At 61.0% G+C, this 22,774-nt stretch carries 17 protein-coding genes; 11 read left to right on the top strand and 6 right to left on the bottom strand.

Annotation, left to right across the window (positions count from 1 at the left end; all coding sequences use genetic code 11):
* The first annotated feature begins 1 nt into the window (after position 1).
* The 8 genes from xdhC to GO014_RS11035 all read left to right on the top strand — a co-directional run bounded on the left by xdhC (position 2) and on the right by GO014_RS11035 (position 10,459).
* A complete protein-coding gene (xdhC, locus tag GO014_RS11070; RefSeq protein WP_157290399.1) occupies positions 2–862 on the top strand; it encodes a xanthine dehydrogenase accessory protein XdhC in 861 nt (286 codons plus the stop codon).
* Between the two features lies 1 nt (position 863).
* On the top strand, positions 864–2,378 hold the full coding sequence (locus GO014_RS11065) for an ABC transporter ATP-binding protein (protein WP_157290398.1): 1,515 nt from the start codon (positions 864–866) through the stop codon (positions 2,376–2,378).
* Positions 2,375–3,457 (top strand): ABC transporter permease, encoded by a 1,083-nt coding sequence (locus GO014_RS11060; RefSeq protein WP_246204586.1) that lies wholly within the window; start codon positions 2,375–2,377, stop codon positions 3,455–3,457. Before GO014_RS11065 ends, GO014_RS11060 begins: the two co-directional genes overlap by 4 nt.
* Positions 3,458–3,459: 2 nt before the next feature.
* Complete coding sequence (locus tag GO014_RS11055) at positions 3,460–4,383, top strand: ABC transporter permease (RefSeq protein ID WP_210252451.1); 924 nt, start codon at positions 3,460–3,462, stop codon at positions 4,381–4,383.
* A 55-nt stretch (positions 4,384–4,438) separates the two neighbouring features.
* Positions 4,439–5,524, top strand: a complete 1,086-nt coding sequence (locus tag GO014_RS11050) for a BMP family ABC transporter substrate-binding protein (protein WP_157290396.1) — start codon at positions 4,439–4,441, stop codon at positions 5,522–5,524.
* A gap of 190 nt (positions 5,525–5,714) precedes the next feature.
* A complete protein-coding gene (locus tag GO014_RS11045) occupies positions 5,715–6,941 on the top strand; it encodes a urate hydroxylase PuuD (RefSeq protein ID WP_157290395.1) in 1,227 nt (408 codons plus the stop codon).
* The gene (gene guaD / locus GO014_RS11040; RefSeq protein ID WP_157290394.1) at positions 6,938–8,239 is read left to right on the top strand and encodes a guanine deaminase; all 1,302 of its coding nucleotides are present in this window, start codon (positions 6,938–6,940) and stop codon (positions 8,237–8,239) included. The genes GO014_RS11045 and guaD overlap by 4 nt, the downstream gene beginning before the upstream one ends.
* A gap of 57 nt (positions 8,240–8,296) precedes the next feature.
* Positions 8,297–10,459, top strand: a complete 2,163-nt coding sequence (locus tag GO014_RS11035; RefSeq protein WP_157290393.1) for a malate synthase G — start codon at positions 8,297–8,299, stop codon at positions 10,457–10,459.
* A gap of 35 nt (positions 10,460–10,494) precedes the next feature.
* On the opposite strand, the gene GO014_RS11030 is transcribed toward GO014_RS11035, so the two are convergent.
* From GO014_RS11030 to ade, 3 genes are all read right to left on the bottom strand, one after another.
* Positions 10,495–12,156, bottom strand: coding sequence for a tannase/feruloyl esterase family alpha/beta hydrolase (locus GO014_RS11030; RefSeq protein WP_210252443.1), 1,662 nt, complete (start codon positions 12,154–12,156; stop codon positions 10,495–10,497).
* A gap of 161 nt (positions 12,157–12,317) precedes the next feature.
* On the bottom strand, positions 12,318–13,946 hold the full coding sequence (locus GO014_RS11025) for a CocE/NonD family hydrolase (protein ID WP_157290392.1): 1,629 nt from the start codon (positions 13,944–13,946) through the stop codon (positions 12,318–12,320).
* A gap of 4 nt (positions 13,947–13,950) precedes the next feature.
* Positions 13,951–15,660: an adenine deaminase gene (gene ade / locus GO014_RS11020; RefSeq protein WP_157290391.1), complete on the bottom strand. Its 1,710-nt coding sequence runs from the start codon at positions 15,658–15,660 to the stop codon at positions 13,951–13,953.
* 135 nt (positions 15,661–15,795) lie between these two features.
* Here ade and GO014_RS11015 point away from each other — a divergent pair, with 135 nt between their 5' ends.
* Positions 15,796–15,963 carry a hypothetical protein gene (locus GO014_RS11015; RefSeq protein WP_157290390.1) on the top strand — a complete coding sequence of 56 codons (168 nt, stop codon included), beginning with the start codon at positions 15,796–15,798 and terminating at the stop codon, positions 15,961–15,963.
* 90 nt (positions 15,964–16,053) lie between these two features.
* Positions 16,054–16,545, top strand: a complete 492-nt coding sequence (locus GO014_RS11010) for an MgtC/SapB family protein (RefSeq protein WP_157290389.1) — start codon at positions 16,054–16,056, stop codon at positions 16,543–16,545.
* A 288-nt stretch (positions 16,546–16,833) separates the two neighbouring features.
* Here the strand turns inward: GO014_RS11010 and GO014_RS11005 are convergent, their stop codons facing one another.
* Positions 16,834–17,280 carry a response regulator gene (locus GO014_RS11005; RefSeq protein ID WP_157290388.1) on the bottom strand — a complete coding sequence of 149 codons (447 nt, stop codon included), beginning with the start codon at positions 17,278–17,280 and terminating at the stop codon, positions 16,834–16,836.
* 286 nt (positions 17,281–17,566) lie between these two features.
* Here GO014_RS11005 and GO014_RS11000 point away from each other — a divergent pair, with 286 nt between their 5' ends.
* Entirely contained in the window at positions 17,567–19,336 is a 1,770-nt protein-coding gene (locus GO014_RS11000; RefSeq protein ID WP_157290387.1) for a tetratricopeptide repeat protein, read from the top strand.
* Here GO014_RS11000 and murD read toward each other — a convergent pair.
* Positions 19,330–20,655, bottom strand: coding sequence for a UDP-N-acetylmuramoyl-L-alanine--D-glutamate ligase (gene murD / locus GO014_RS10995; protein WP_157290386.1), 1,326 nt, complete (start codon positions 20,653–20,655; stop codon positions 19,330–19,332). The two genes, GO014_RS11000 and murD, sit on opposite strands and share 7 nt — an antisense overlap.
* Entirely contained in the window at positions 20,645–21,976 is a 1,332-nt protein-coding gene (locus tag GO014_RS10990) for a MurL-like N-terminal domain-containing (protein ID WP_157290385.1), read from the bottom strand. The genes murD and GO014_RS10990 overlap by 11 nt, the downstream gene beginning before the upstream one ends.
* Positions 21,977–22,774: the final 798 nt, after the last annotated feature.

The raw sequence follows: 22,774 nt of genomic DNA, 5'->3' as shown, positions 1-22,774 counted from the left end.
CATGACCGCTTCCGCCGCCCTTGAAGTCTTTTTCGCTGCCAATCCTGATGCGATTGCGTGCGAACTGACTTCGGTGCGTGGGTCCTCGCCCCGGGAGCAGGGCACTTTCATGCTGGTAGGGACAGGGGCGATCTTCGGTACCATCGGGGGTGGTGCGCTCGAATATATGGTCATCGAGCACGCACGGCGCTTGATTGCTGAGGGGCGGGCCGGGGAGGCCATGGATGTGCCGTTGGGGCCCGAGATCGGCCAATGTTGCGGCGGACGGGTGACGGTCACGCTTCGCTATGTGGACGATGCCGTCCGGCGCAATGCAATAGCCAGGGTAGTGGACGAAGACGCCTCTGCTGCTTCAGTCTATGTGTTCGGTGCCGGCCATGTCGGACGGGTGCTAGCGCAAATCCTTTCGCTACTGCCGGTCAAGGTCGAGGTGATCGACACGCGACAGGACGAGTTGGATGCGTTGCCGCCCGGCATCCCCCATAGGCGAGTGGCCATGCCGGAGGCGGTGGTTAGGTCCGCGCCAGCGGGCAGCGCCTATGTCATCCTGACCCATGATCATGCGCTGGATTTCCTGATTGCCAATGAAGCGCTGGCGCGCCCCGATTGTCCTTATATTGGCATGGTGGGCTCACGGACCAAGCGCGCAAAATTCGCGAGTTGGTATGTCGAGCAGGGGGGCGGTCGGCAGAATCTGGAACGTCTAATTTTACCTATTGGCGCGCAAGGGCTTGGGGATAAACGGCCTTCGGTTATTGCGGCACTGGCGGCGGCTGAAATTATGGTCCACATTGGGGCAAGGGAAGTTTCTGTCGGGCAGGTGTCCACCCCCAAAGGTTTGGGGGTGACGAGTGGATTTTGATATGCCCAACCGGCTCGAGTTGCGCGGCATCACCAAGCAGTTTCCCGGCGTTCTGGCCAATGACCATGTGTCGTTCGCGGTCAAGCCTGGTGAAATTCATGCTCTGCTGGGCGAGAATGGCGCGGGCAAATCCACCCTGGTCAAGATGATCTACGGCATCATGCAGCCCGATAGCGGGGAGATCCGCTGGAATGGCGAGCCGGTCCTGGTGCCGAACCCCAAGGCGGCCCGCCGACTGGGCATCGGCATGGTTTTCCAGCATTTTTCGCTATTCGAAGCCCTGACCGTACTAGAAAATATCGCTCTGGGGATGGACGCGAAAATCCCGTCTCGTGAGCTTGAAGCCCGCATTCGCGAGGTCATGCAGACCTATGGCCTGCTACTCGATCCGCATCGGACGGTAGCCACTCTCTCAGTCGGCGAGCGGCAGCGCATCGAGATCGTGCGGGCGCTGTTATTGAACCCGAAATTGCTGATCATGGATGAGCCAACCTCGGTGCTCACGCCGCAGGAGGTGGATCAGTTGTTCACCGTGCTGCGCCAGCTCGCCAGCGAAGGCTGTTCGATCCTCTACATTTCCCACAAGCTGCATGAAATCAAAGCCTTGTGCGATACCGCCACGATTTTGCGGGGCGGCAAGCTGGTCGATACCTGCGATCCGAAGGCCGAAACTAGCCGCTCCATGGCCGAGAAGATGATCGGCACGGGGTTGAAGGATATCATCAAGCCTGAGGGGCGCCGCTTTGGCGAACCGAAACTGGTGGTGAACGGGCTGACCACCAGAAAAACCGGCGATTTCGACGTGCCGGTGACGGATGTCAGCTTCACCGTGCGATCGGGGGAAATTCTTGGGATTGCCGGGGTGGCAGGCAATGGGCAGAACGCCCTGCTCGATGCGCTTTCGGGCGAACTCAAGGGTGAGGAGCGTGAAGCCATTTCCATCGACGGGCGCGCCATTGGTCTGATGGACACCACGGAGCGCCGCCGGCACGGATTGTGTGCCGTGCCAGAGGAACGAAACGGTCATGCCGCGGTGGGCGATTTCTCCCTATCGGACAATTCAGTGCTGACCGCGCGCGATCGGCTCGGCATGGTGATGCTGGGATTGATCAACTCTGGCGCTGCCAATACCTATACCGGCAAGGTCATCGCCGATTTTGCCGTCAAGGCGCTGGGTCCGGCGGCGACCGCCGGGTCGCTTTCGGGCGGTAATCTCCAGAAGTACATCATGGGTCGGGAAATCCTGCAGAAGCCGACTGTGCTGGTGGTCAGCCAGCCGACCTGGGGGGTCGATGCGGGTGCAGCGGCTGCCATTCACCAGGCGCTAGTTAATCTGGCCACAGCTGGTTCGGCCATCGTGGTAATCAGCCAGGACCTCGACGAATTGCGGGCGCTCAGCGACACACTGGCCGTCATCAATATGGGGCGCTTGAGCGCAAGCCGGCCGCTTGGCGACTTCAGCGTCGAGGAGATCGGTTTGCTGATGGGCGGTGTTCACGGCGAGGAGGCCGCATGATGCAATTCCGCCTGGAAAAACGCCGTGAGCCGTCGCGCTTCATGCTCTATGCCACGCCCGTCGCGGCAGTTTTTCTGACGATGGTCATAGGGGCCATCATCTTTTCCGCGATTGGCTTTGACGGGATCGGCGCGGTACGGGAAATATTCCTGACGCCGCTGACGAATAGCTACAAGTGGCAAGACCTTGGTGTGAAAGCGGCGCCGCTGATCATCATCGGGGTGGGGCTTTCCATCGCCTACCGCGCCAATGTGTGGAACATCGGTGCCGAGGGCCAGTACATCATGGGCGGGTTGGCTGCGACCTGGGTGGCGCTGGCCAGCCATGGATCTGGCGGCTGGTGGACCTTGCCTGCAATGATGCTGGCCGGGATGGCCGGTGGCGCTGCCTATGGCGCTATTCCGGCGCTGCTCAAGACCCGGCTCAATGTTAATGAAATCCTGACCTCGCTGATGCTGACCTATGCATCGGTGCAATTGATCTATTATCTGGTCCGTGCGCCCTGGAAGGACCCTATGGGCATGGGCTTTCCGCAGACGCGGCGTTTTGCCAGCGAGGCGCTGTTGCCCAACATCTTCCCCGGAACAATCGTCCACGCGGGTGTTCCAATCGCCGTCATCGTTGCGCTGATCGCCTGGTTCATCATGTCGCGCTCGGTATTTGGCTACCAGATGCGCGTTGTCGGGGCGGCGCCGCATGCGGCCCGCTATGGCGGGTTCTCGGAGAACAAGACGATCTGGCTGGCCTTGCTCGTCAGTGGTGGATTGGCAGGGCTAGCGGGCATGCTCGAGGTGGCCGGACCTTTTCAGCGCATGGTGCCGGGGTTCCCGACCAACTATGGCTTCACCGCAATTATCGTTGCGTTCCTAGGCCGGTTGAATCCGCTGGGCGTAATCTTTGCCGGTATCGTCATGGCCATCACCTTCGTAGGTGGTGAAGTGGCTCAAACCACAATCGGACTGTCGAACTCGGCAACAGGCGTGTTCCAGGCCATGATGCTGTTCTTCTTGCTCGCGGGGGACATTCTGGTGCGCTATCGCCTCAAGCGGGTGGTGCCGCAGACGGAGGCGCGAGTATGACTCTGGAATTGACCATTGCCATCATTATCACCGTGGTCGGCGCATCAACCCCGATCCTGATTGCGGCCCTGGGCGAACTTGTTGTCGAAAAATCCGGCGTGCTTAACCTGGGCGTCGAGGGCATGATGCTGGTGGGTGCCATTACCGGCTTCGTCGTGGTTTTCACTACCGGCAACCACTACCTGGCTATCCTGCTTGCGGCCGGAGCTGGACTGGCAACGTCCATGATCTTTGCCTTTCTCACGCTCAGCCTCTCGGCTAACCAGACCGCAACGGGTCTCGCCCTGACCATCTTCGGCACAGGGTTTTCCGCTTTGGCGGGACAGGGCTATTCCGCTCGGCCGGTGACGTTGCTAGGGCCACTATTTCCTTCGGAACTGGCGACGCATCCGATCTGGCGGGTGCTCTTTGGCTATTCCGCACTTGTCTACTTTTCGCTCGCCATGGTCTTTGCGGTCTGGTGGTTTCTGAAGAAGTCGCGCGCTGGCCTGATCCTGCGTGCGGTGGGGGAGAATGACCATTCTGCCCATTCCATCGGCTATTCCGTGGTCGCGGTGCGCTATGGTGCAGTAGCCTTTGGGGGCGCCATGGCTGGAATTGCCGGGGCTTGTTTCCCCTTGCTTCTGACCCCGCAATGGGCGGAGCGCATGACTGCCGGGCGGGGCTGGATTGCCGTGGCGCTGGTTGTGTTTGCCAGCTGGAAGCCGTTCCGGCTGCTGGCCGGCGCCTATCTGTTCGGACTGGTGATGACCATGGAGCTTTATGCCAAGGCTGGCGGTGGGCCACTGTCCGCCATACCGGCCGAGCTCTGGGCTGCCATGCCCTATCTTGCCACCGTCATCGTGCTGGTGCTGATATCGATCCGGCGTGATGCTTCTTCCAATGCACCGGCCTGTCTCGGCAGGCCATTCTTGCCCAGCAATTGAAATGGCGAACAATGACCGTTTCGATGAATAAATGACGTCAATCAGGAGAGAACAGATGACCCTAAACCGTCGTAACCTGCTCAAGATCGGTGGTGCCGCTGCGGCCCTGCCGCTGCTGGGCTCTAAGGCCTTTGCCCAGACTGAGCCGCTCAAGGTCGGTTTCGTGCTGGTCGGCACAATCAACGACAATGGCTGGAACTACGCGCACAACCAGGGCCGGCTCTATCTTGAAGAGCAACTCGGCGATGCGGTCGAGACGGTTTATGTCGAGAACGTGCCGGAGGGCCCTGACTGCGAACGCGTGCTGCGCGAATTGGCTCAGCAGGGTTGCAAGCTCATCTTTGCCACCAGCTTCGGATTTGGTGACTCGGTGATCAAGGTGGCCGAGCAGTTCCCCGACATCACCTTCGAACACGCCACCGGCTATATGCGCGCGGATAATGTGGGCACTTACAATGCCCGTTTCCATGAAGGCCGCGCTGTTTGCGGCACCATTGCGGGGCATATGTCGCAGACCGGCAAGGCCGGCTATATCGGTTCGTTCCCGATCCCCGAAGTGGTAATGGGTATCAACTCATTCGTGCTCGCCGCGCGCAAGATCAATCCCGATTTTACCATCACGCCGGTCTATATCTCGACCTGGAACGACCCGGCCAAGGAAGCCGACGCGGCGCGTGCCATGATCGACCAAGGCATCGACATTATCGCCCAGCACACCGACGGACCGGCCGCGCTGCAGGTCGCTGAAGAGCGCGGCATTGTCGGCGGTTTCGGCCAGGGTGCCGATATGAGCGCTTTTGCACCGCAGGCGCAGCTCACCTCGATCATCGACAATTGGGGCCCGCACTACGTCAAGACCGCACAGGCCGTTCTCGACGGCACGTGGGAAAGCAAGGATAGCTGGCCGGGGCTGGCCGAAGGCGAAGTGCAGATCGGGCCTTATGGTCCGAAGGTACCCGAAGCTGTGATTGCCGCCGCTGAGGCCGTCAAGAACGGCCAGATCGACGGATCGTTCAACATCTTCACCGGTCCGATCAACGACCATACCGGGGCCGAAAAGGTCGCCGCCGGCGTCACGCTGACGGATGCCGAACTGCTCAGCATGGACTGGTATGTCGAAGGCGTCATTCCGCCAGCTTGATCGAAGCGCTTGTCGGGCCGGCGGAAGCGCCGGCCCATTCTTCTCCCCATAGGAGAGAAGGTGGCGCGTAGCGCCGGATGAGGGGGATGCTGCCATGGGTCTAGCGCGCGTGGAAACATCCCCCTCGCCGACTCGGCCTATGGCCGAGCCACCTCTCCCCGAGGGGGAGAGGTGCTAAGGGGATTTGGACATGGGCGATCTGGCGATATTCTACGAGTGGACAATGTTTGCGGCGCGCTGGCTGCATGTTGTGACGGCCATCGCCTGGATCGGATCGTCCTTCTATTTCATTGCGCTTGATCTGGGGCTGCGCAAGACTCCGAGCCTGCCGCCACTGGCCCATGGCGAGGAATGGCAGGTGCATGGCGGGGGCTTCTATCACATCCAGAAATATATTGTGGCGCCCGAATTCCTGCCCGAGCATCTGACCTGGTTCAAATGGGAAAGCTACGCGACTTGGCTATCGGGCGCGATGCTGATGGCGCTGCTCTATTATGTCGGGGCCGACCTGTTTCTGATCGACCGCAACGTGCTGGACGTTCCGAGCTGGGTGGCGATCCTGCTTTCGGCCGGCTCGATCGTGCTGGGCTGGCTGCTCTATGATGCGCTTTGCAAGTCGCCGATCGGGCAGTCCACGACCGGGTTGATGCTGGTGCTGTTCGCCATTTTGGTGGCGATGAGCTGGGGCTATACGCAGCTTTTTACCGGCCGGGCGGCCCTGCTGCATATGGGCGCATTCACCGCGACCATCATGACGGCCAACGTCGCCATGATCATCATTCCAAACCAGAAAATCGTTGTGGGGGATCTCAAGGCAGGCCGAGTGCCCGACGCCAAATATGGCAAGATCGCCAAGCAGCGCAGCCTGCATAACAACTACCTGACGCTGCCCGTCATCTTCTTCATGCTTTCGAGCCACTACCCGTTGGCGTTCGCCACGCAGTGGAACTGGATCATTGCCAGCCTGATCTTCCTCGTCGGTGTAGTCATCCGGCACTATTTCAACACCCGCCATGCGCGCAAAGGCAATCCGCACTGGACCTGGGCGATCGCCGTGGTGCTGATGCTGATTATTGCCTGGTTGTCGACGTCGCCAAAGCTGCCGGGAGCCGATAGCGAGATGCTGGTGACCGCGAGCGGTGAAAAGTTCATGGCGACCGAGCATTTCGCGTCGGCCAGCCTGGCAGTCCAGACGCGTTGCGCCATGTGTCATACCGCCGAGCCCGTTTGGGAGGGCGTCTATGGAGCGCCCAAGGACGTTATTCTCGATAATGATATCTCCATTGCCAACAACGCCCACCAGATCGCCATTCAGGCTGGTTGGAGCCACGCGATGCCTCCGGGCAACGTTACCGAAATGACCGAGGCAGAGCGGGCCTTGGTGGTTGAGTGGTATCGTGAAGGATCGGGGTCATGACGCGCACCATTTTGCGCGGGCGCGTACTGAGCTTTCTGCGTACCCCGCGAGCCGTGGGCGATGTCGAAAGCTATCTTTATCTTGAGGATGGTGCCGTCAGCATGAAAGACGGACTGGTCGAGGCTGTCGGCGATTTCGCCGCAGCCGAGACCGCAGGGGCCGTCATTATCGACCATCGTCCAAACCTGATCATGCCCGGTTTCATCGATCTGCATCTGCACTATGTGCAGAGCCAGATCATGGCTGCCTATGCCGGATCTCTGCTGGAATGGCTCAATACCTATACATTTATCGAGGAGCAGAAATTCGCCCAGCAGGGGCATGCCGACGCTGTTGCGGTGGATTTCTATGACGCGCTGATCCGGCATGGGACGACAACGGCGGTGGCATATTGTTCAAGCCACCCACGCTCTGTGGATGCGTTTTTCGCGGAAGCCCAGCGCCGCAACATGCTGATGATTGGCGGCAAGGTTTTGATGGATCGCAATGCCCCGGAGGGGCTGTGTGATACGGCCCAGTCCGGGTACGACGATACCAAGGCCTTGATCGCGCGCTGGCACGGACGAGGGCGGGCCCTTTATGCGATCTCGCCGCGTTTCGCAATTACCTCCTCTCCTGAGCAGATGGAGATGGCACGTACCTTGGTGCAGGAGCACCCCGAGTGCTATCTGCAAACACACCTCAGCGAAAACGACGCCGAAATCAGCCTTTCAATGGAGCTCTATCCTGGCTCGCCGGACTATACCGGCATTTACGAGGACTACGGGCTGCTTGGGCCCAAGACTCTCTTGGGCCATAGTATCCATCTCAATCATCGCGAAACCGGGGTTCTGGCCGAGACCGGCTCGGTCGCGGTGTTCTGCCCTACGTCAAATCTGTTTCTGGGTTCCGGGTTGTTTGACCGCGAACGGCTGACGAACAATGGCGTGCGGGTCGGCATTGCAACCGATATCGGCGGTGGTACGAGCCTGTCCATGCTGCGCACGCTGGACGAAGGCTACAAGGTGCTGCAATTGCGCGGTCAGCGGCTCAATCCGCTTGCCTCGTTCTACATGGCGACGCGTGGCAATGCCGAGGCGCTGGGGTTGGCTGATACCATCGGCTCGATTGCGCCGGGCCGGGCAGCGGACCTGATTGTGCTCGATGCCGGGGCAACGCCCACGATGCGGATGCGCCACGCAACGATCACCACGCTGGCCGAGGAGCTGTTCCTGCTCCAAACCATGGGCGACGATCGGTCCATTGCCGAGGTCTATGTGGCTGGCGCAAGGGCGAAGTCCACTTTGGTCGGGTTGTAAGCCAAGGCCGCTATGGCCTACACCTTCATCACAATTGCGATTGGAGAGCCTTCCGCCATGAGTGACTACCTGACCAAATCCGGCCTGTCCGTTCATCCGCTTCTCGTTGACTTCGTCGAGAAAGAAGCGTTGGCGGGGCTGTCGGTAACGGCGGATCAGTTTTGGGAAGGGCTGGCAGGTCTGGTGCGCGAGCACGCGCCGACCAATATCAAGCTTCTGGCCAAGCGCGACGATATTCAGGCCAAGATCGATGAGTGGCATCGCAAATATGGGCCGGTGTCCAATAATGCGCAGGGCTATGAATTCTTCCTCAGGGAGATCGGCTATCTGGTCGAAGAGCCCGCCGACTTTTCCATCGAAACCGAGGGACTGGATCCCGAAATTTCCAGCATTTGCGGGCCGCAACTCGTGGTCCCGGTGTCCAATGCTCGCTATGCGCTCAACGCCGCCAATGCGCGCTGGGGTAGCCTGTATGATGCGCTCTATGGCACAGACGTCGTCAGCCGCGACGGTGATCTGGCGCCGGGCAAGGCCTATAATCCGGCGCGGGGCGCAGCCGTGGTGGCGCGCGCCGCGCAATTCCTGGATGAGGCCTTCCCGCTGACCACCGGCAGCCATGCCGATGTCACGTCCTATGTGGTGGCCGAGCAGGGCGGTCTGGCTAACCTCGTGATCGATACCAAGGCCGGTCCGGCGACGCTCAAGGATGGCTCGGCTTTTGTCGGATATGCCGGGGAGGGCGAGAAGGCCGAGATCGTGCTGCGGCACAATGGGCTACATGCGGTGCTGGTGATCGACAAGTCGAGCCCAATTGGCAGCACCCATGCTGCGGGGCTCAGCGACGTCGTCGTCGAATCGGCGCTGACCACCATTCAGGATTGCGAGGACTCCGTCGCGGCAGTGGATGCCGAGGACAAGGTAGGTGTCTACCGCAACTGGCTCGGGTTGATGCTGGGTAATCTTGAGGACACTTTCGAAAAAGGCGGCAAGACGGTCACCCGCAAGCTCAAGGCGGACCGGGTCTATCGGAGTGCCAATGGCAGTGAACTCGTGCTCAAGGGGCGGTCTTTGCTGCTGGTGCGCAATGTGGGTCACCTGATGACCACGGACGCCGTGCTGCTCGATGGCAAGCCGGTGGGCGAGGGGCTGATGGATGCGGCGGTCACCGCTCTTTGTGCCATGCACGACAAGGGTAACAATTCGCGCAATGGCTCGATCTATGTTGTCAAACCCAAGATGCACGGCCCAGAGGAAGTGGCGTTCGCCTGCGCGATCTTTGCGTCGGTAGAACACTTCCTGGGCCTGAAGCCCAATACCATCAAGATCGGCATCATGGATGAGGAGCGGCGGACCTCGGCCAATCTCAAGGCCGCGATCTATGAAGCGCGGCAACGCGTGTTCTTCATCAATACCGGGTTCCTCGACCGCACGGGTGATGAAATCCACACTTCGATGGAAGCGGGCCCGGTGCTGCGCAAGGACGAGATCAAGTCCGAAAAGTGGATCAACTCCTACGAAGACCGTAATGTGCTGATCGGCCTTAGCTGCGGGCTCTCCGGCAAGGCACAGATCGGCAAGGGCATGTGGGCGCGACCGGACGACATGGCTGCGATGATGGACGCCAAGATAGGTCACCCGAATGCCGGCGCCAATACGGCCTGGGTGCCCTCACCAACGGCAGCGACACTGCATGCGCTGCACTATCATCAGGTGGACGTGTTCGAGGCCCAGAAACGCCGGCACAATCAGGCGCTGCCGGGGCTGTCCGACCTGTTCTCGATGCCGGTGCAGGCCCCCTATTCATTGAGCCGCGAGGAAATTACGCGCGAGCTGGAAAACAACGCGCAGGGCATTCTGGGCTATGTGGTTCGCTGGGTGCAGCAGGGGGTTGGCTGTTCCAAGGTTCCGGACATCAACGATGTCGGGCTGATGGAAGACCGTGCGACCTGTCGTATCTCGAGCCAGGCGGTGGCCAATTGGCTGCGTCATGGCCTGGTCAGCCGCGATGAGGTGACCTCGGTGTTCGAGCGCATGGCCAGTGTCGTGGATGCCCAGAATGCAGGTGATCCGCTCTACCGTCCGATGGCCGAGAACTTCCAGTCGGTCGCCTTCCAAGCGGCGCTGGACCTGGCATTGCATGGTGCCGATCAACCCAGCGGCTATACCGAGCCATTGCTGCACGCCGCGCGCCGCAAGGTGAAGGCGCGCGACGCCCGATAGAGATGTGAGGCCCCGCCGATGGCGGGGCCCTTCTTCTACTGGCACACGAAGCTGTCGTGGTCCATTTCGTCGCCGCCCTGATAGCGGGCAATGGCAGGATAAGGGCAGAGCTTGCGTGTGGCGTCGGCAAGCTCGGGCAGATAGGGGTTGTCAGGCGTCGTGGTGGCAACCAAGTAGTCCGGCTGTTCGCCATTCTCGACCCAGTCGACCAGGGCGTCGAATGCTGCAAATTTGTCGGTGGCCGGCCCGCCAAAGCCATGGTTCATCCCCGGCACGGTGTAGAACATGACGAAGTCCTTGGCATTGCCGCCATTGTTGGCGTCGAGCTTTTCGTACCATTCGATCGTGTCGAGAGCCGAGAACACCGGATCGCTCATGCCATGGAAGACGATCATCTTGCCCCCGGCTTCCCGGAAGTCAGCCATCTCGGGATCCTCGACATCCGTCGGGGTCATGAACTCCATGGGCGCTTCGGGAAACTCGGCGGTGCTGGCGTCGATGGTGACGTCAGTATCGAAGTCATAATCGAGCAGGAAGCTCACCAGCGAGTCCGGATCGCCCCCGACGTCTTGGGGCGGGTTGGAGAAGACCATGGCCAGCGACGAAGCCCCCAGAGTTGCGATCCGCGGCAGGTTGTTCATGCGCTCCGATCCGCTATTGAGCTTCCAGGCGGTCCAGCCGCGACCTTCAATGCCGCGGTCCCATGCCCAGTCCGAATAGAGTTCTTCCCCTGCCGAATTGACTGGTCCTGCATGAATCCGGCGGAGTGCGTCTACCTGTGTGGAAGTGAGGCAGTTGTTCGAAGTTTCGCCGCAAGTGAGCGATGAAATGTCAAACGTCTGCTGACAGGCCTGGCTATCAGCGACAATGCCATCGGCCAGTCCGTCCAGTGCATCGCAGGCCTCCAGCACGGCCTCTGCAACCAGCTTGAGCTCGTCATTGCTGAAAGCCTGAGTCACATCATCGGACACTGCCTTGAAGCTCTGGATGTCCCAAGCGTGCTGGACCGCCGCCTTGGGCAGGTTCAGGCCGGGGTAGCCGGCAAGGATGCCATCGAAGGCCTCGGGAGAGCGCGTCGCCTGTACAAGCCCATGGCGACCACCATTCGAGGTCCCAACGCCGTAACTGTATGCGATCCCTTTTCCGTAATAGTCTTCCACGATCTGGGTGGCCACCGGATTGAGCTTCATGACGGCGCTGTAGCCGTAGTCGCTTCGGGCTTCCGGGTCGAACCCGAACTTGGTGCCGCCGGCGAAGCCGGCGTCGGGATGCGCGGAGCCGTCGTGCCCGGCATCGCTCGAGACCACTGCATAATTGCGGGACAGGGCATTGTCGCTGTCATCCGCGTTGAGCAACGACCCCATCGCGGGGACGACCCGGCCATCGTTGCCGCCGTTGAACTGGTGCACGAAACGCTCGTTCCATTCATCAGGCAGGCGCAATTCGAAGCTGATCCTGTAGGTGTTGCCGTCGGCGCCTGTGCGCTCGCCAATGTGTCCCTGCACGAGGCAGTGCGGCACCGGTGACCCTTCGCCCTCTGGCTCGGCGCTGGCTGACCCGATCACCAACCCGTCGATGCCGAATTCATGAGTGGTGAGTTCGGCGCAGTCCAGTTGTCCGGCGCTAGCAGAACTGGCCCAGCCAGTCGCAATCATCACCGCGCTCAGGGCTACGGCGTTCTTCCATTGCAGTCGCATCTCATCTCCTCCGTTGAGCATCAAGCTGCGTGCTAATTGTTATGCAGGATAACTAAAGTTGCAATAGGCAATCTTGGCTTTGTCAACCGGATGGAGCTCTGAAGGGGGATTCTCTCTTATTATTCAGGAGCTTAAGGGCGAGGCTGATCGCGGCTTCAGCCTCACTCCAGATGATAGGTTGGCAAAGTGATATTGAGCGAGGATCGGACAATATCAATGTCATTGGCGACCATGGTGGTTGCCGTGTTGATTGGCTCATCGGTGCCCAGATTGCGGGCATAGCGCGGATGCGCTCCTGAGGCGATGAGCAGGCGCAGGCAGTGACCGGAGCGGAAACTGTGCGCAGTGGCATGCAGGGGGATGGTCAGGCGCCAGCTCCCATCTGATTGCCTTGGGGTGTCTGGCGTTACCCGGACGAAACCGTCACAGATGTTTCTGGAGATGCCGTTCGGGTCAACGTCGTTGAGCCGAACGAAGACGTCGGTATGCGGCACGCGTGCGTGGGCTTCGAGCGTGACGGTGCACTGGCCGATGATAGACAGACCGCTAGTCAGAACGCGGCTGGTATAGGTCAGAACGTCGGGGCGGGCCTCAAGGGGAGTGTTGTCGACGGCTCCGGCGCCGGTAAAGGCAAAGATCGCGCCGCCCAGATTGGGCGTCGGGTCTGCGGGGTCGTAGTGATAGCGGTCCATACCCTTGGCGCGTTGGCCGGTCTGACTGAGCTTTCCTTCGGCTGAGATATGCCAGTTGGAGGGTTGGGATGGACCCGGCGGATAGGCATCGAATTCATGCCATTCTTCCAGCCCCGATATGTGTATTCGGACCGGCCGTTGCCGCAGACCGGATTTGTCGCCCATCAACCATGCTCGCATCCAGGTCAGAGTTTCGCGCAGATTGTCGCGTTGCAGTTCCTCGGCTACGTGGAACCAGGTTCCAATGGTCAGATAGGGTTTGTGGCCGAGGGAAACCAACTTCTGATAGTCGGCCAGCAGCGGGTCGAGCATGAAATCGTACCAGCCCGAAATGAAGTGCACCGGTGGGGTCTTTTCGGTCAGACGGTGGCGGTGATCCAACTCGGCCCAGAAGGCGTCGTTGCCGATGGCATGGTCAAACCAGTGACGCCAGAACGCGACCTTGTGGCGGACGGCCATCTTGTCAGCGTCGATCAAAGGCAAAGCGGCGGCTGCCTTTTCGGTACGGCGCTCGATGTCGCCCGAAAACATGCGCGCGGCGGTGGTCAGCGGCTTGTTGCGCAGACCTTCAATGACCTGAAGCCAACTCAGCCAGAGATTGAGATGAAAGGCGCCGGATGGAAAGACAACGGGACGAAAGTTTGCCGTTGTTACCTTGGTGGCCATTGCGGCGGTTGGGGGCAGGGCATCGCTGATCGCCCATTGCGCATAGCCCAGATAGCTTGGACCGGTGAGCCCGATACAGCCGTCAAACCAGTCCTGTTGCCTGATCCATTTGAGTGTGGCCAGACCGTCGGCGCGCTCATTGGCAAATGGATCGAAATCACCCCCCGATTTTTCGGTGCCACGGCAGGCCTGGATGACGACATGAAAGCCGCGTTCGGCATAGGCTTCGGCAATGCCGCCAAAGCCGCGCCGGCCGTAGGGCAGTCGCATCAGGATGGTCGGATGCGGCCCCGGCGTGTCCGGGGCGTAGTGGTCGGTCTTGAGGATCACCCCGTCATCCATGGCAAGGGAAAGACCGCGACGCCGGCGCACCCCATTGAGGCGCGGCGGCAAGTCTTCCACCCAAGCCAGGTAGAGAGATGAGAGGCTCATTGCCTCAACTCACGAAGTCGAATTTGTCGACGTCGAAAAGGCCTCTATCGGTCATTTTAAGATGCGGGATCACTGGTAGGGCGAGAAAAGCCACCTGCAGGAAAGGTTCGGGCAGCACGCAGTCGAGCGCCTTGGCGGCGTCGCGCAGGTGGTGCAAATCTTCAGCAACTTCCTCGAAGCTCTTGAGGCTCATCAGGCCGGCAATGGGCAGTGCCAGTTCCGCCGTCACCTTGCCGCCGTCCGAGACGACGAAGCCTCCCCCCAGTTCGATCAGCCGGTTGACCGCAATGGCCATGTCGGCATCGGTGGCGCCGACCACCGTGATGTTGTGGCTGTCGTGCCCGACAGAGGAGGCAATGGCGCCGCGCTTCAGGCCAAAGCCGGTAACGAAGGAGCGGCCAATATTGCCGTTCTTGCCGTGGCGCTCGATGACGGCAACCTTGATCACATCGGCATCGACATCGGGCTGTAGTCCCTGATCGGTCGAAGCGAGGCTGGCTTCTTCCCGGAAGGTCAGGATCAGACCCGGACGAACGCCAATGACTGGCACACGGTTCTGGCCCGGCCTGGGTTCGGTGATGAAGGCGTCGGACGTGACCTGCTTTGCCTTGACGGAGTGGATCCCGACCGGAGCGACATCACCCCGTCTCTCGAACAATTCGGGCGTCACCAGGCGGCCGGCCGCGATGACATCGGAGACGCGGCAGTCTTCAAGGCTATCAAGAATGGCAATATCGGCCCGCCAGCCGGGTGCGACAAGGCCGCGATCCTTCAGCCCGAAAATGCGGGCGGCGGATTGGCTGGCGGCGCGATAGACATGGTGCAGTGGCCGGCCCATGGCGATGAGGCGACGAATCGAGCTGTCCAGATGGCCTTCTTCGGCAATATCGAGCGGATTGCGGTCATCGGTGCACAGGGCCACGAAGCTTGAGCTGTTTTCGTCAAGGATTTCGGCCAGGGCGTTAAGGTCCTTCGACACCGAGCCTTCGCGGATAAGGATGGCCATGCCTTTGGCGAGTTTTTCGCGCGCTTCAGCGGCGCTGGTGGCCTCGTGGTCGGTGCGGATGCCGGCAGCCAGATAGCCATTAAGCGCTTCGCCCATCACCAGCGGGGCGTGACCATCGATATGACCGTCCTGAAAGGCGACAAGCTTGGCGATGATGCCCGGATCGGCGTTCAGCACGCCGGGGAAATTCATCATCTCGGCCAGGCCGACGACCTTAGGGTGGCTGCGGAAGGGCAGGAGGTCGTCGATTTCGAGCTGTGCGCCCGCTGTTTCGAACGGGGTCGCCGGCACGCATGACGAGAGATTGACGCGTACATCCATGACGGTGCGCTCGGCGCTGTCGAGAAAATAGCGAATGCCCTCGGCGCCCAGCACATTGGCGATTTCATGCGGGTCGCACAACACAGTGGTCACGCCATGGGGCAGTACGCAGCGGTCGAATTCCAGCGGCGTCACAAGCGAGGATTCGATGTGCAGATGGGTATCGATAAAGCCTGGTACGGCAAACCGGCCGGTGCCGTCGATGACTTGCGCGCCCTCGTAGGATGCATGGGTGCCCACGATGCGGTCGGCGACAATGGCAATATCGGTGGTAGCTACCGCTCCGGTGATGACGTCGAGCAGGCCGATATTGCGGATGACCAGGTCCGCCGGCGCCTTCCCCTGTCCGGCCAAGATCATATGGGTGAGCAGGGCGGCACTGGTCATGGAATTGTTCTCGTTATTGTTCATGCCGAAAAGTCGGCCTCACGGCAGGCGCCGTCAAGTCCCTGTGAAGACAGAATAAGGAACCGCATTGCCCGGCGTTCGTTGGTCTTGATCGAACAATAATAGGAGCGTCACATGGAAACCTATGATCCGGACAAGAACACCACCGAAGTGCGCCAGGCCAACCCCCGCAAGATGAACCTGCGCGTGCTGGTCGTCTCGCTAATCGGAATCGTGGTGCTATTTGCCATTGTCTACCTGGTACTGGGCATGATGCAGCCGGCGCCGACCCCGGCCAGCTAGAACGGCGTCATAGTTTCCACGCTTTCGCCTGGGAACCGCCGCAGGCCCAAGGTGTTGTGACACAAGCGTTACAAGTCCGGACAGGGTCTCATGGATGTCGGTAATTCAATTGGTTGGGTGGACAGCCATCTTCCCGCCCATATCATGGCGATCCGCTTGGCCATTGCAGCCATTCTTGGAGCGCTCATCGGCTTTGAGCGGGAGGTTAATACTGCAGAGGCGGGACTGCGAACGCACATCTTGGTGTCCGTGGCGGCGGCCCTCTTCACCATTCTGGCCTTCGAGATATTCCACACCATACAAGGCGCCAGCCAGACCAATCCCGATCCGATCCGCGCCGTCGAAGCGGTGACGGCCGGCATCGCTTTCCTCGGGGCAGGCGCCATTTTTCGGAGTGGCGCCGGAGTGCAGGGGCTCACGACCGGGGCCGGCATGTGGCTGGCCGGGGCGGTAGGGGTCGCAACCTCGCTGGGATACTACCTGATCGCGGCTGGGGTGGCCCTTTTGGCCGTCATCGTCATGGCCGCACTGCGCGCCTTCGCGCATCACATCGTGCGGGGCGACGAACCCAAGTCGGACTGAACCTGAAGAGGGGCGCGGGGAGAAGCAACAGGCGTGCCTTCTGACGCTGAGGGACATGCGTCTCCGGCAATTTGCTTCTCCCCCCGTGCGGATGTGACCGGGAGGTGTCACATCCGCGCCCAGGCGTCGGGTCCACAAAAGGCAGGGACCGCGCGTGAGGGTTGGCAGTGGTGCAGACCGCCAACCTTTGAGGTCGGCGGAGAGGATACTTGGGAATGCATGCCGGTCCGGGGACCTGCGCGCAGCATCACTCTCCGCCTAAAGGCATGCAACCTGTGGACGCAGGAGTTACATGCCAACCGCATCCAGGCGCTGATTGCGCGCCCAGAAACTGACAATGGCCGCCGCCTCGCGCCGATAGGCTTCGAGTTCGGCTTGCCGGAAAAACACTACCGCGGCGCCTGCATCCTGCATCGCCTGACGGTCGGCCCGGTCGGTGGTCTGCATCATCACGGCAAGGGGAATGCCCTTTTGCCGCAGCAGAGCCTGGTGGCGGGTGACAAACTCCAGATTTGCCCCGCTATGGGCCTTGAGATCCACGATCACCAAGCCCGGCCATTCGCGTTCAATGTCGGAAAGGCACTCGAGGAGGAACGCTTCTCCCGCCTCGGACGAGTCGACATGTATGACCTGCGGAGACCCGTTTGCCGTCAGCATACGGGTCAGCAAATGCGCGGAATGGCCGTCATCATCAACCAACGCGATGAAGGGCATATCGTCGGTTACAACGTTCAAAGGTCACCTCTTCCCCGCCGCAAAGTGGGTGTTACGCAACAAAGCGCCAACGCTGTCCGAGGGCCGCTGAGGAACTCGGGCAGGTGGTGTATTCGATTTGTAGAACTGGTCTGGCGGGGCCTGACCGCCTGGTAAACATGTCGAGATAGTGACGTCGACGGAGGGGCGTATGCTTGATGTCGGCCAAGTCCGGGAGGCAAAATCGGGTAAAACAGGGGTAAGCCGCCCTTGTGTTTTACATGTAAAGCGCGTCACAATAACGAAGGTAGCACTGGAGGTTTTGTGTGTGGCGGAGAATCCGGACCGGCAGGGGGTAAATCGGGCGCTGGCCCGCTTACTTGACTGGCCCGAGATTGCGCGTTCGCCACAACTGGCCCGATTCCTGTCATATATCGTTGAACGGCAACTGGCCGGCGAAGGGCAATCGATCAAGGCTTATGCCATCGCCGTTGATGTTTTTGGCCGCCCGTCCGACTTCGACCCGCAGGCAGACCCGATCGTCCGTGTGCAGGCCAGACGGCTGCGATCCTTGCTCGACCAGTACTATCGCGGCCCTGGGGCCGATGACGAGATTCAGATTCAATTGCCGATTGGGCGCTATGTCCCCGAATTTGTCACGGCAGAGAGGGCGATTTCGTTCGAGGCTGCGACTGAGGCTCCCGATGCGAGCTCGACAGCGGTGGCGGGAGAAGAAGATCTCACCCAAGCAGCCAAGGCGCCGGCACCGCGCGGGCATGTCACAGTGTCATGGTTTGTCCTCCTGGTGCTGGCCGTTGGCGCAGCGGCGCTCGCCTATTCCCTCTCCACTGTCGACACGCGGCGCGAGCAGACAGTCGTGGCAAGTGGTGCCCTGCAGCCGCCGCGCCTGAGGGTCATGGAGTTTCAGAACCTGACCGGGGATAGCAGCATCACTCCGGCCATTTCAGCTCTCGCCGTCGAGTTGGTGACAGATTTCGAGTCCTTGCTGATCGTGGATGGTTCTCTGGGCAGCCGGTCTGGTGGAGAGGGTACGGCGGACTTCTCGCTGACCGGAATTGTGCGTGGCGATCCCCTCTCGCCGCAGAACTACCAGGTGGGGGCGATTCTGATCGAGGTGGCGACAAACTCGATAGTCTGGAACTGGTCGATGTCGGTTCCGCGCGATCAATTGACGCGCAGGGGTGGTGTTGATGCGATCTCGCGGGAGTTGATCCTGCTGCTGGGTGGAACGCGTGGACCGCTGCATGACCGGGCCAGGGAATTGCTGAGCCAAGGCAGTATCGAGGGGCGGGAGAATTTCTATCTGTGCGGCGTGCTGTTCAGCATGTACCGCACCACGGGATCGGTTGGGCTGGCTGAACGGGTTCGTTCCTGTGTTTCGGGGTTGCCGGAGAGTGAGCGCGACAATGGCAATGTGATCGCCGGGTTGGCCAGCCTGATTGCCGAGGGCGTGGGCGAAGGTGACAATGCCCTGCTGACACTGGATGACCGGCTGGCCGAAGCCGATGAACTGATGGACCGGGCGGTGCTGGCTGATCCGACCAGCAGCTTTGTCTGGGAGCAGCGGGCGCGGCTCGACGAGATGCTGGGCCTGCACGATATTGCAGAATCGTCCTATGGCACGGCTCTGCAGATCAACCCGTCCAATATCGATGCAATGGCGGCCCATGCGCGACATTTGGCGCTGATCGGGCGACTGGACGCGGCAACTCGGGCGGCCCAGCGAGCCATATCGTCGGTGCCGCAGACGCAAATTCCGGATTGGTACTACTGCGTGCCTTCAATGGCGGCGCTGTACGAGGCCGAATATCGCCGGGCGTTATCCTATGCCGAACGATGTGCAAGCAGCGATGTGGAGCTGGGGAGCATTCTCGCACTGCTGGCGGCGCAGGGGACAGGCGATGCGGGCCTGGTCGACCGGCAATTGCCGCGGGTTCTCGAAGTGCCGTCGTTCCGGCAGGCCGGGATCCTGTCGCGGATGCGGGAGCGGGCCACCGATCTTGCGCTGATCGAGCGGATCGCGACGGGCCTCCGGCAGGCCGGGGTTCCGGAAAGCTCGCTGGGCTCCCCCTATTGACGCGGGCGCCAGTCGCCACGTGAGTCGGCATGGACCAGCCGGGCGCGGCACAATTGGACGAAATGGGCGCCGCGTTCCTCGAAATTCTTGAACTGATTGTAGGAGGGCGCGCCGGGCGAGAGGATCAGCGTGTCAAATCGCGTTCTCTGCGCGGAAAGCGTGCTGATCGCGTGATCGAGGTCTGGCGACTCGATGACCAGAATGTCGGAGCTGACGGCGCGGGTGGCCTGGGCCAGGCGCGAACCGGTGACCGGCAGGGTGACAAGGGTCGTCACGCCGCGGGAGGCCAATAGGCCGGCCAGCTCAGTATAGTCCTGTTCCCGCTCGTGCCCACCGGCAATCAGAGCGATGCGGTGGCCGGGATAGGCCGCGAGGGCCGCCTTGGTCGCCTCGGGGGTAGTAGAGATGGAGTCGTTGACGACGACATGATCGCCAATGCGGTGCTCTTCAAGGCGATGGGGCAGGGGGCGGAACGCGGCGATGCCCTGCATGATACCATCAAGCGAGCCGCCAACACCCAGGGTGATCTGTGCGGCGAGCAGGGCATTGTCGAGATTGTGCGCGCCACGGAGGCGCGAGCGGGCCACGGCATTTTCGACCGCGATGCTCACCTCGGCAGTGAGGTCGGGTAGCAGGCGGCGGTGATCGCGCACGGCGCGCGCTACAAGGGCATTGCCCTTTGCGGCGGTGCCCAGCGCCACGGCAAAGCCGCCATCGCGATCGATCAGATGGAGCTTGTCGGCGTAATAGCGCTCGACCGAGCCATGCCAGTCGACATGTTCGGGATAGAGGTTGGTCAGTGCCGCGACGTCGGGCAAGAAATTCATGTCCGCGGTCTGGTAGCTGGAGAGTTCGAAGACCACGACGGCATGTTTGTCGGCGATTTCGAGAGGAGCCAGGCCCACATTGCCCGCTAGGCCCGCATCGATGCCCGAGCGGGTGAGCATGAGATGGGTGAGCGTAGCGGTGGTCGACTTGCCCTTGGTGCCGGTGATGGCAATGACGGTGCGGTCATGCCGGAAACTGGCGCCCCAGAGATTGAGATTCGAGGTGACCGGAATGGCCGCGTTCCGTGCCGTTTCGAAGATGGGCTTGTAGCGCGAAACGCCGGGGCTCTTGATGATGAGGCCAAAGCGGCGCGCGGCGATGGCGGCGGGCAGGTCCGTGGCGGCAATCAGCTCGGTATCAGGGATGTCGGCGGTGCCGCTATCGACAGTGACATAAACCTTGAGGCCTGGCTGCCGCGCCTTGAGAAAAGCCCGAGAGGACAGCGCTTCGCGCCCGGCGCCGTAGAGCAGGACAGGTTCGTCAAACCGCATAGGCGGCCACCTTGGCGGCGAGCGCCGGGGGAATATGGTGGTCATGGCTGTCGGTGAGGCATTCGGCCATGGCGCGCTGCAGCTTTTCCTCGCCATATTGGGCAAACAGATCCGCCTTGATGGCGCGCACAATGGCGTCCTCATGCCAGTCTGCATGACGGGTTAGGGTGTAGAAGCAGGCCGCGGCCTCGAGGATTTCGCCAACGCATTCCCAGGGCTTCTGGCCAGTCAGGCCCGCCAGCTCGCGGAAGGATTGCTCATTGGCCGGATCGTTGAGCAGGTTGCGGCCGAATATCCGCAGCATCCGGTCCTTGGCCATGAAGGGCGCGAAGATCAGGAAGACGAAGTGGCATTTGGGGCATTCGCCGCACCAGAGCGGGCCGTCATTGCCATTGAGGCGGAAATTGCGATTGCAGCTGGAAAACACGGCATCGAATTTGTGCTCCTTGGTGAAGAGCGAAGCGATGCGTGCTTCTGAATAGGGGCGTAGCAATGAGAAATATTTCAACGCGCCGCCCGTGGCATTGGCAAGAGTGTCGGCAATCAGCAGTTCGAAGCCGAGAGACTTGGAATATTGATGATTGGTCTCGCGCCCGTCGAACATGACATTGCCCTCGCTGGCGGAGCGCTCGTTGGAGAGCACGATCTGATCGTAGCCGAAGAGCAGGGCACAGAGGGACGCGATCATCGAATTGATGGCGGTGGAGGGCACGTGGCCGTTGTAGTAGCCGGTCTCCTGCCCGAGGCGGATCATTTCCGGGTCGAGCGTGCGGAAGACATAAAGCGGCGGTGTGCCGATGGCCTCGACCGAAGTAAGGATCGGCCCCTTGGGGTTGACCGCAAAGGGTGTGAAGGCCTCATTGGTATGGGTCAGCAGATCAACGCTGACCAGGGAATCCTTGCCCCCGCCAATGGGCAGCAAGGTGCGGCTGGGCAGGTCTGGGGCGGGCTTGCGCTCTGCTGGGTCATGCGGCGCGGTCAGCTCCAGCTTGCCGAAACGGGCGAGTTCATTGCGGGCGTAGAATTCGCCCAGGCCATTTTCATAGACATCGATGACGAAGGCGCGCTCGGCGGCAGTCAGCGCAATACCGGGTGCCTGGATGGCGAAGGGCGCGCGCAGCTTGAAGTAAGAGACGCCGAGCACGATTGCGGTGAGGCCAAGCAGCTTTTCGAACGCGGGCGAGGCGGCGGCGCTCTCGCTGGCGCCAGCGGGCAGAACCAGCTTTTCGGTGAAGGCGAGATCGTTCAGCCTGTAGGCAAAAACGGCCTCGCCACTGGCCGGGTCGAAGGTGGGGCGCTCTATGCGGAAGAATTCGGTCACGGGCAACTCGCTGGCTTTGATGCCACATATAGGTGATTTGCGCGCGTGGTGGGAGTGTGGCGCTCAGGATGAAATGCTCCCGCTATCCGGACCTTGTTCGCTTATATTGTGCCGCTGGTGCGATCTGCCCGGCAGGCATGGCTTGAAGCCGGTCGGCCGCTGGGCCTCCGGTTTTGCAATGGACGTATCCCGAGGCGCGTGCGTCTCAGTAGACTTAGATAAATAGAGACGTCGCCGCCTCGGGACGCCGGGTTTCTCCTGCCGTCGCGGCCCCTATTGATCGCTCGTCGCAAGGTGGCCCGACCGGCAGGCGAGATCTGGAGCGAATCCAGTCTCACCGGCTCCTCCCGCAACTGTTCGCTGCAGTCCGCCCATCGCGGGAGAGATGGGGGGAGGATAAGGGAGGATTTGGCTGCGGGGATTACTTTTGAGTTGATTTTTTTATGGGGGGATACCCCCACCTAACTTGCCATTCGCGCACAGCGCTCATGGCCTTCTTCCCACAAATCGCGTCACCGGCGCAATTTGGCCTGCGGCACTGCGCGAAGCCCCTGATAGGGGGAGGGACCGATCCCGTTTGAATTGGTTTTAGCGATACACCTCTTCTCCTCCCCCTATCAGGGGGAGGCCGGGTGGGGGTAATGCGAGACGAGTTGGATGGCAGATGTCGACCCCATGCACGAACCCGCTTCGCGGGAGGGTGCGCGCGGTCAGTTCAGCGTGATCGTTTAGGTCTTTGAGCGGCTGAGGTCGCAGTTGGACCATGGAGTTTCTTTCAACGAGAGGAACTCCCCATGG

This window comes from Devosia marina (assembly GCF_009758415.1).
GTDB lineage: Bacteria > Pseudomonadota > Alphaproteobacteria > Rhizobiales > Devosiaceae > Devosia > Devosia marina.
Note: the sequence above shows the minus strand (reverse complement) of the source record. Positions and strands in the feature narration are given on the sequence as shown.

Bases quoted from the DNA above. Each gene is read 5' to 3' on its own strand.
- GO014_RS11035 (WP_157290393.1), top strand. From the start codon at position 8,297: ATGAGTGACTACCTGACCAAATCCGGCCTGTCCGTTCATCCGCTTCTC.
- GO014_RS11030 (WP_210252443.1), bottom strand. From the start codon at position 12,156: ATGCGACTGCAATGGAAGAACGCCGTAGCCCTGAGCGCGGTGATGATT.
- GO014_RS11060 (WP_246204586.1), top strand. From the start codon at position 2,375: ATGATGCAATTCCGCCTGGAAAAACGCCGTGAGCCGTCGCGCTTCATG.
- GO014_RS11015 (WP_157290390.1), top strand. From the start codon at position 15,796: ATGGAAACCTATGATCCGGACAAGAACACCACCGAAGTGCGCCAGGCC.
- xdhC (WP_157290399.1), top strand. From the start codon at position 2: ATGACCGCTTCCGCCGCCCTTGAAGTCTTTTTCGCTGCCAATCCTGAT.
- GO014_RS11065 (WP_157290398.1), top strand. From the start codon at position 864: ATGCCCAACCGGCTCGAGTTGCGCGGCATCACCAAGCAGTTTCCCGGC.
- guaD (WP_157290394.1), top strand. From the start codon at position 6,938: ATGACGCGCACCATTTTGCGCGGGCGCGTACTGAGCTTTCTGCGTACC.
- GO014_RS11050 (WP_157290396.1), top strand. From the start codon at position 4,439: ATGACCCTAAACCGTCGTAACCTGCTCAAGATCGGTGGTGCCGCTGCG.
- murD (WP_157290386.1), bottom strand. From the start codon at position 20,655: ATGCGGTTTGACGAACCTGTCCTGCTCTACGGCGCCGGGCGCGAAGCG.
- GO014_RS11025 (WP_157290392.1), bottom strand. From the start codon at position 13,946: ATGAGCCTCTCATCTCTCTACCTGGCTTGGGTGGAAGACTTGCCGCCG.
- GO014_RS11010 (WP_157290389.1), top strand. From the start codon at position 16,054: ATGGATGTCGGTAATTCAATTGGTTGGGTGGACAGCCATCTTCCCGCC.
- GO014_RS11045 (WP_157290395.1), top strand. From the start codon at position 5,715: ATGGGCGATCTGGCGATATTCTACGAGTGGACAATGTTTGCGGCGCGC.
- ade (WP_157290391.1), bottom strand. From the start codon at position 15,660: ATGACCAGTGCCGCCCTGCTCACCCATATGATCTTGGCCGGACAGGGG.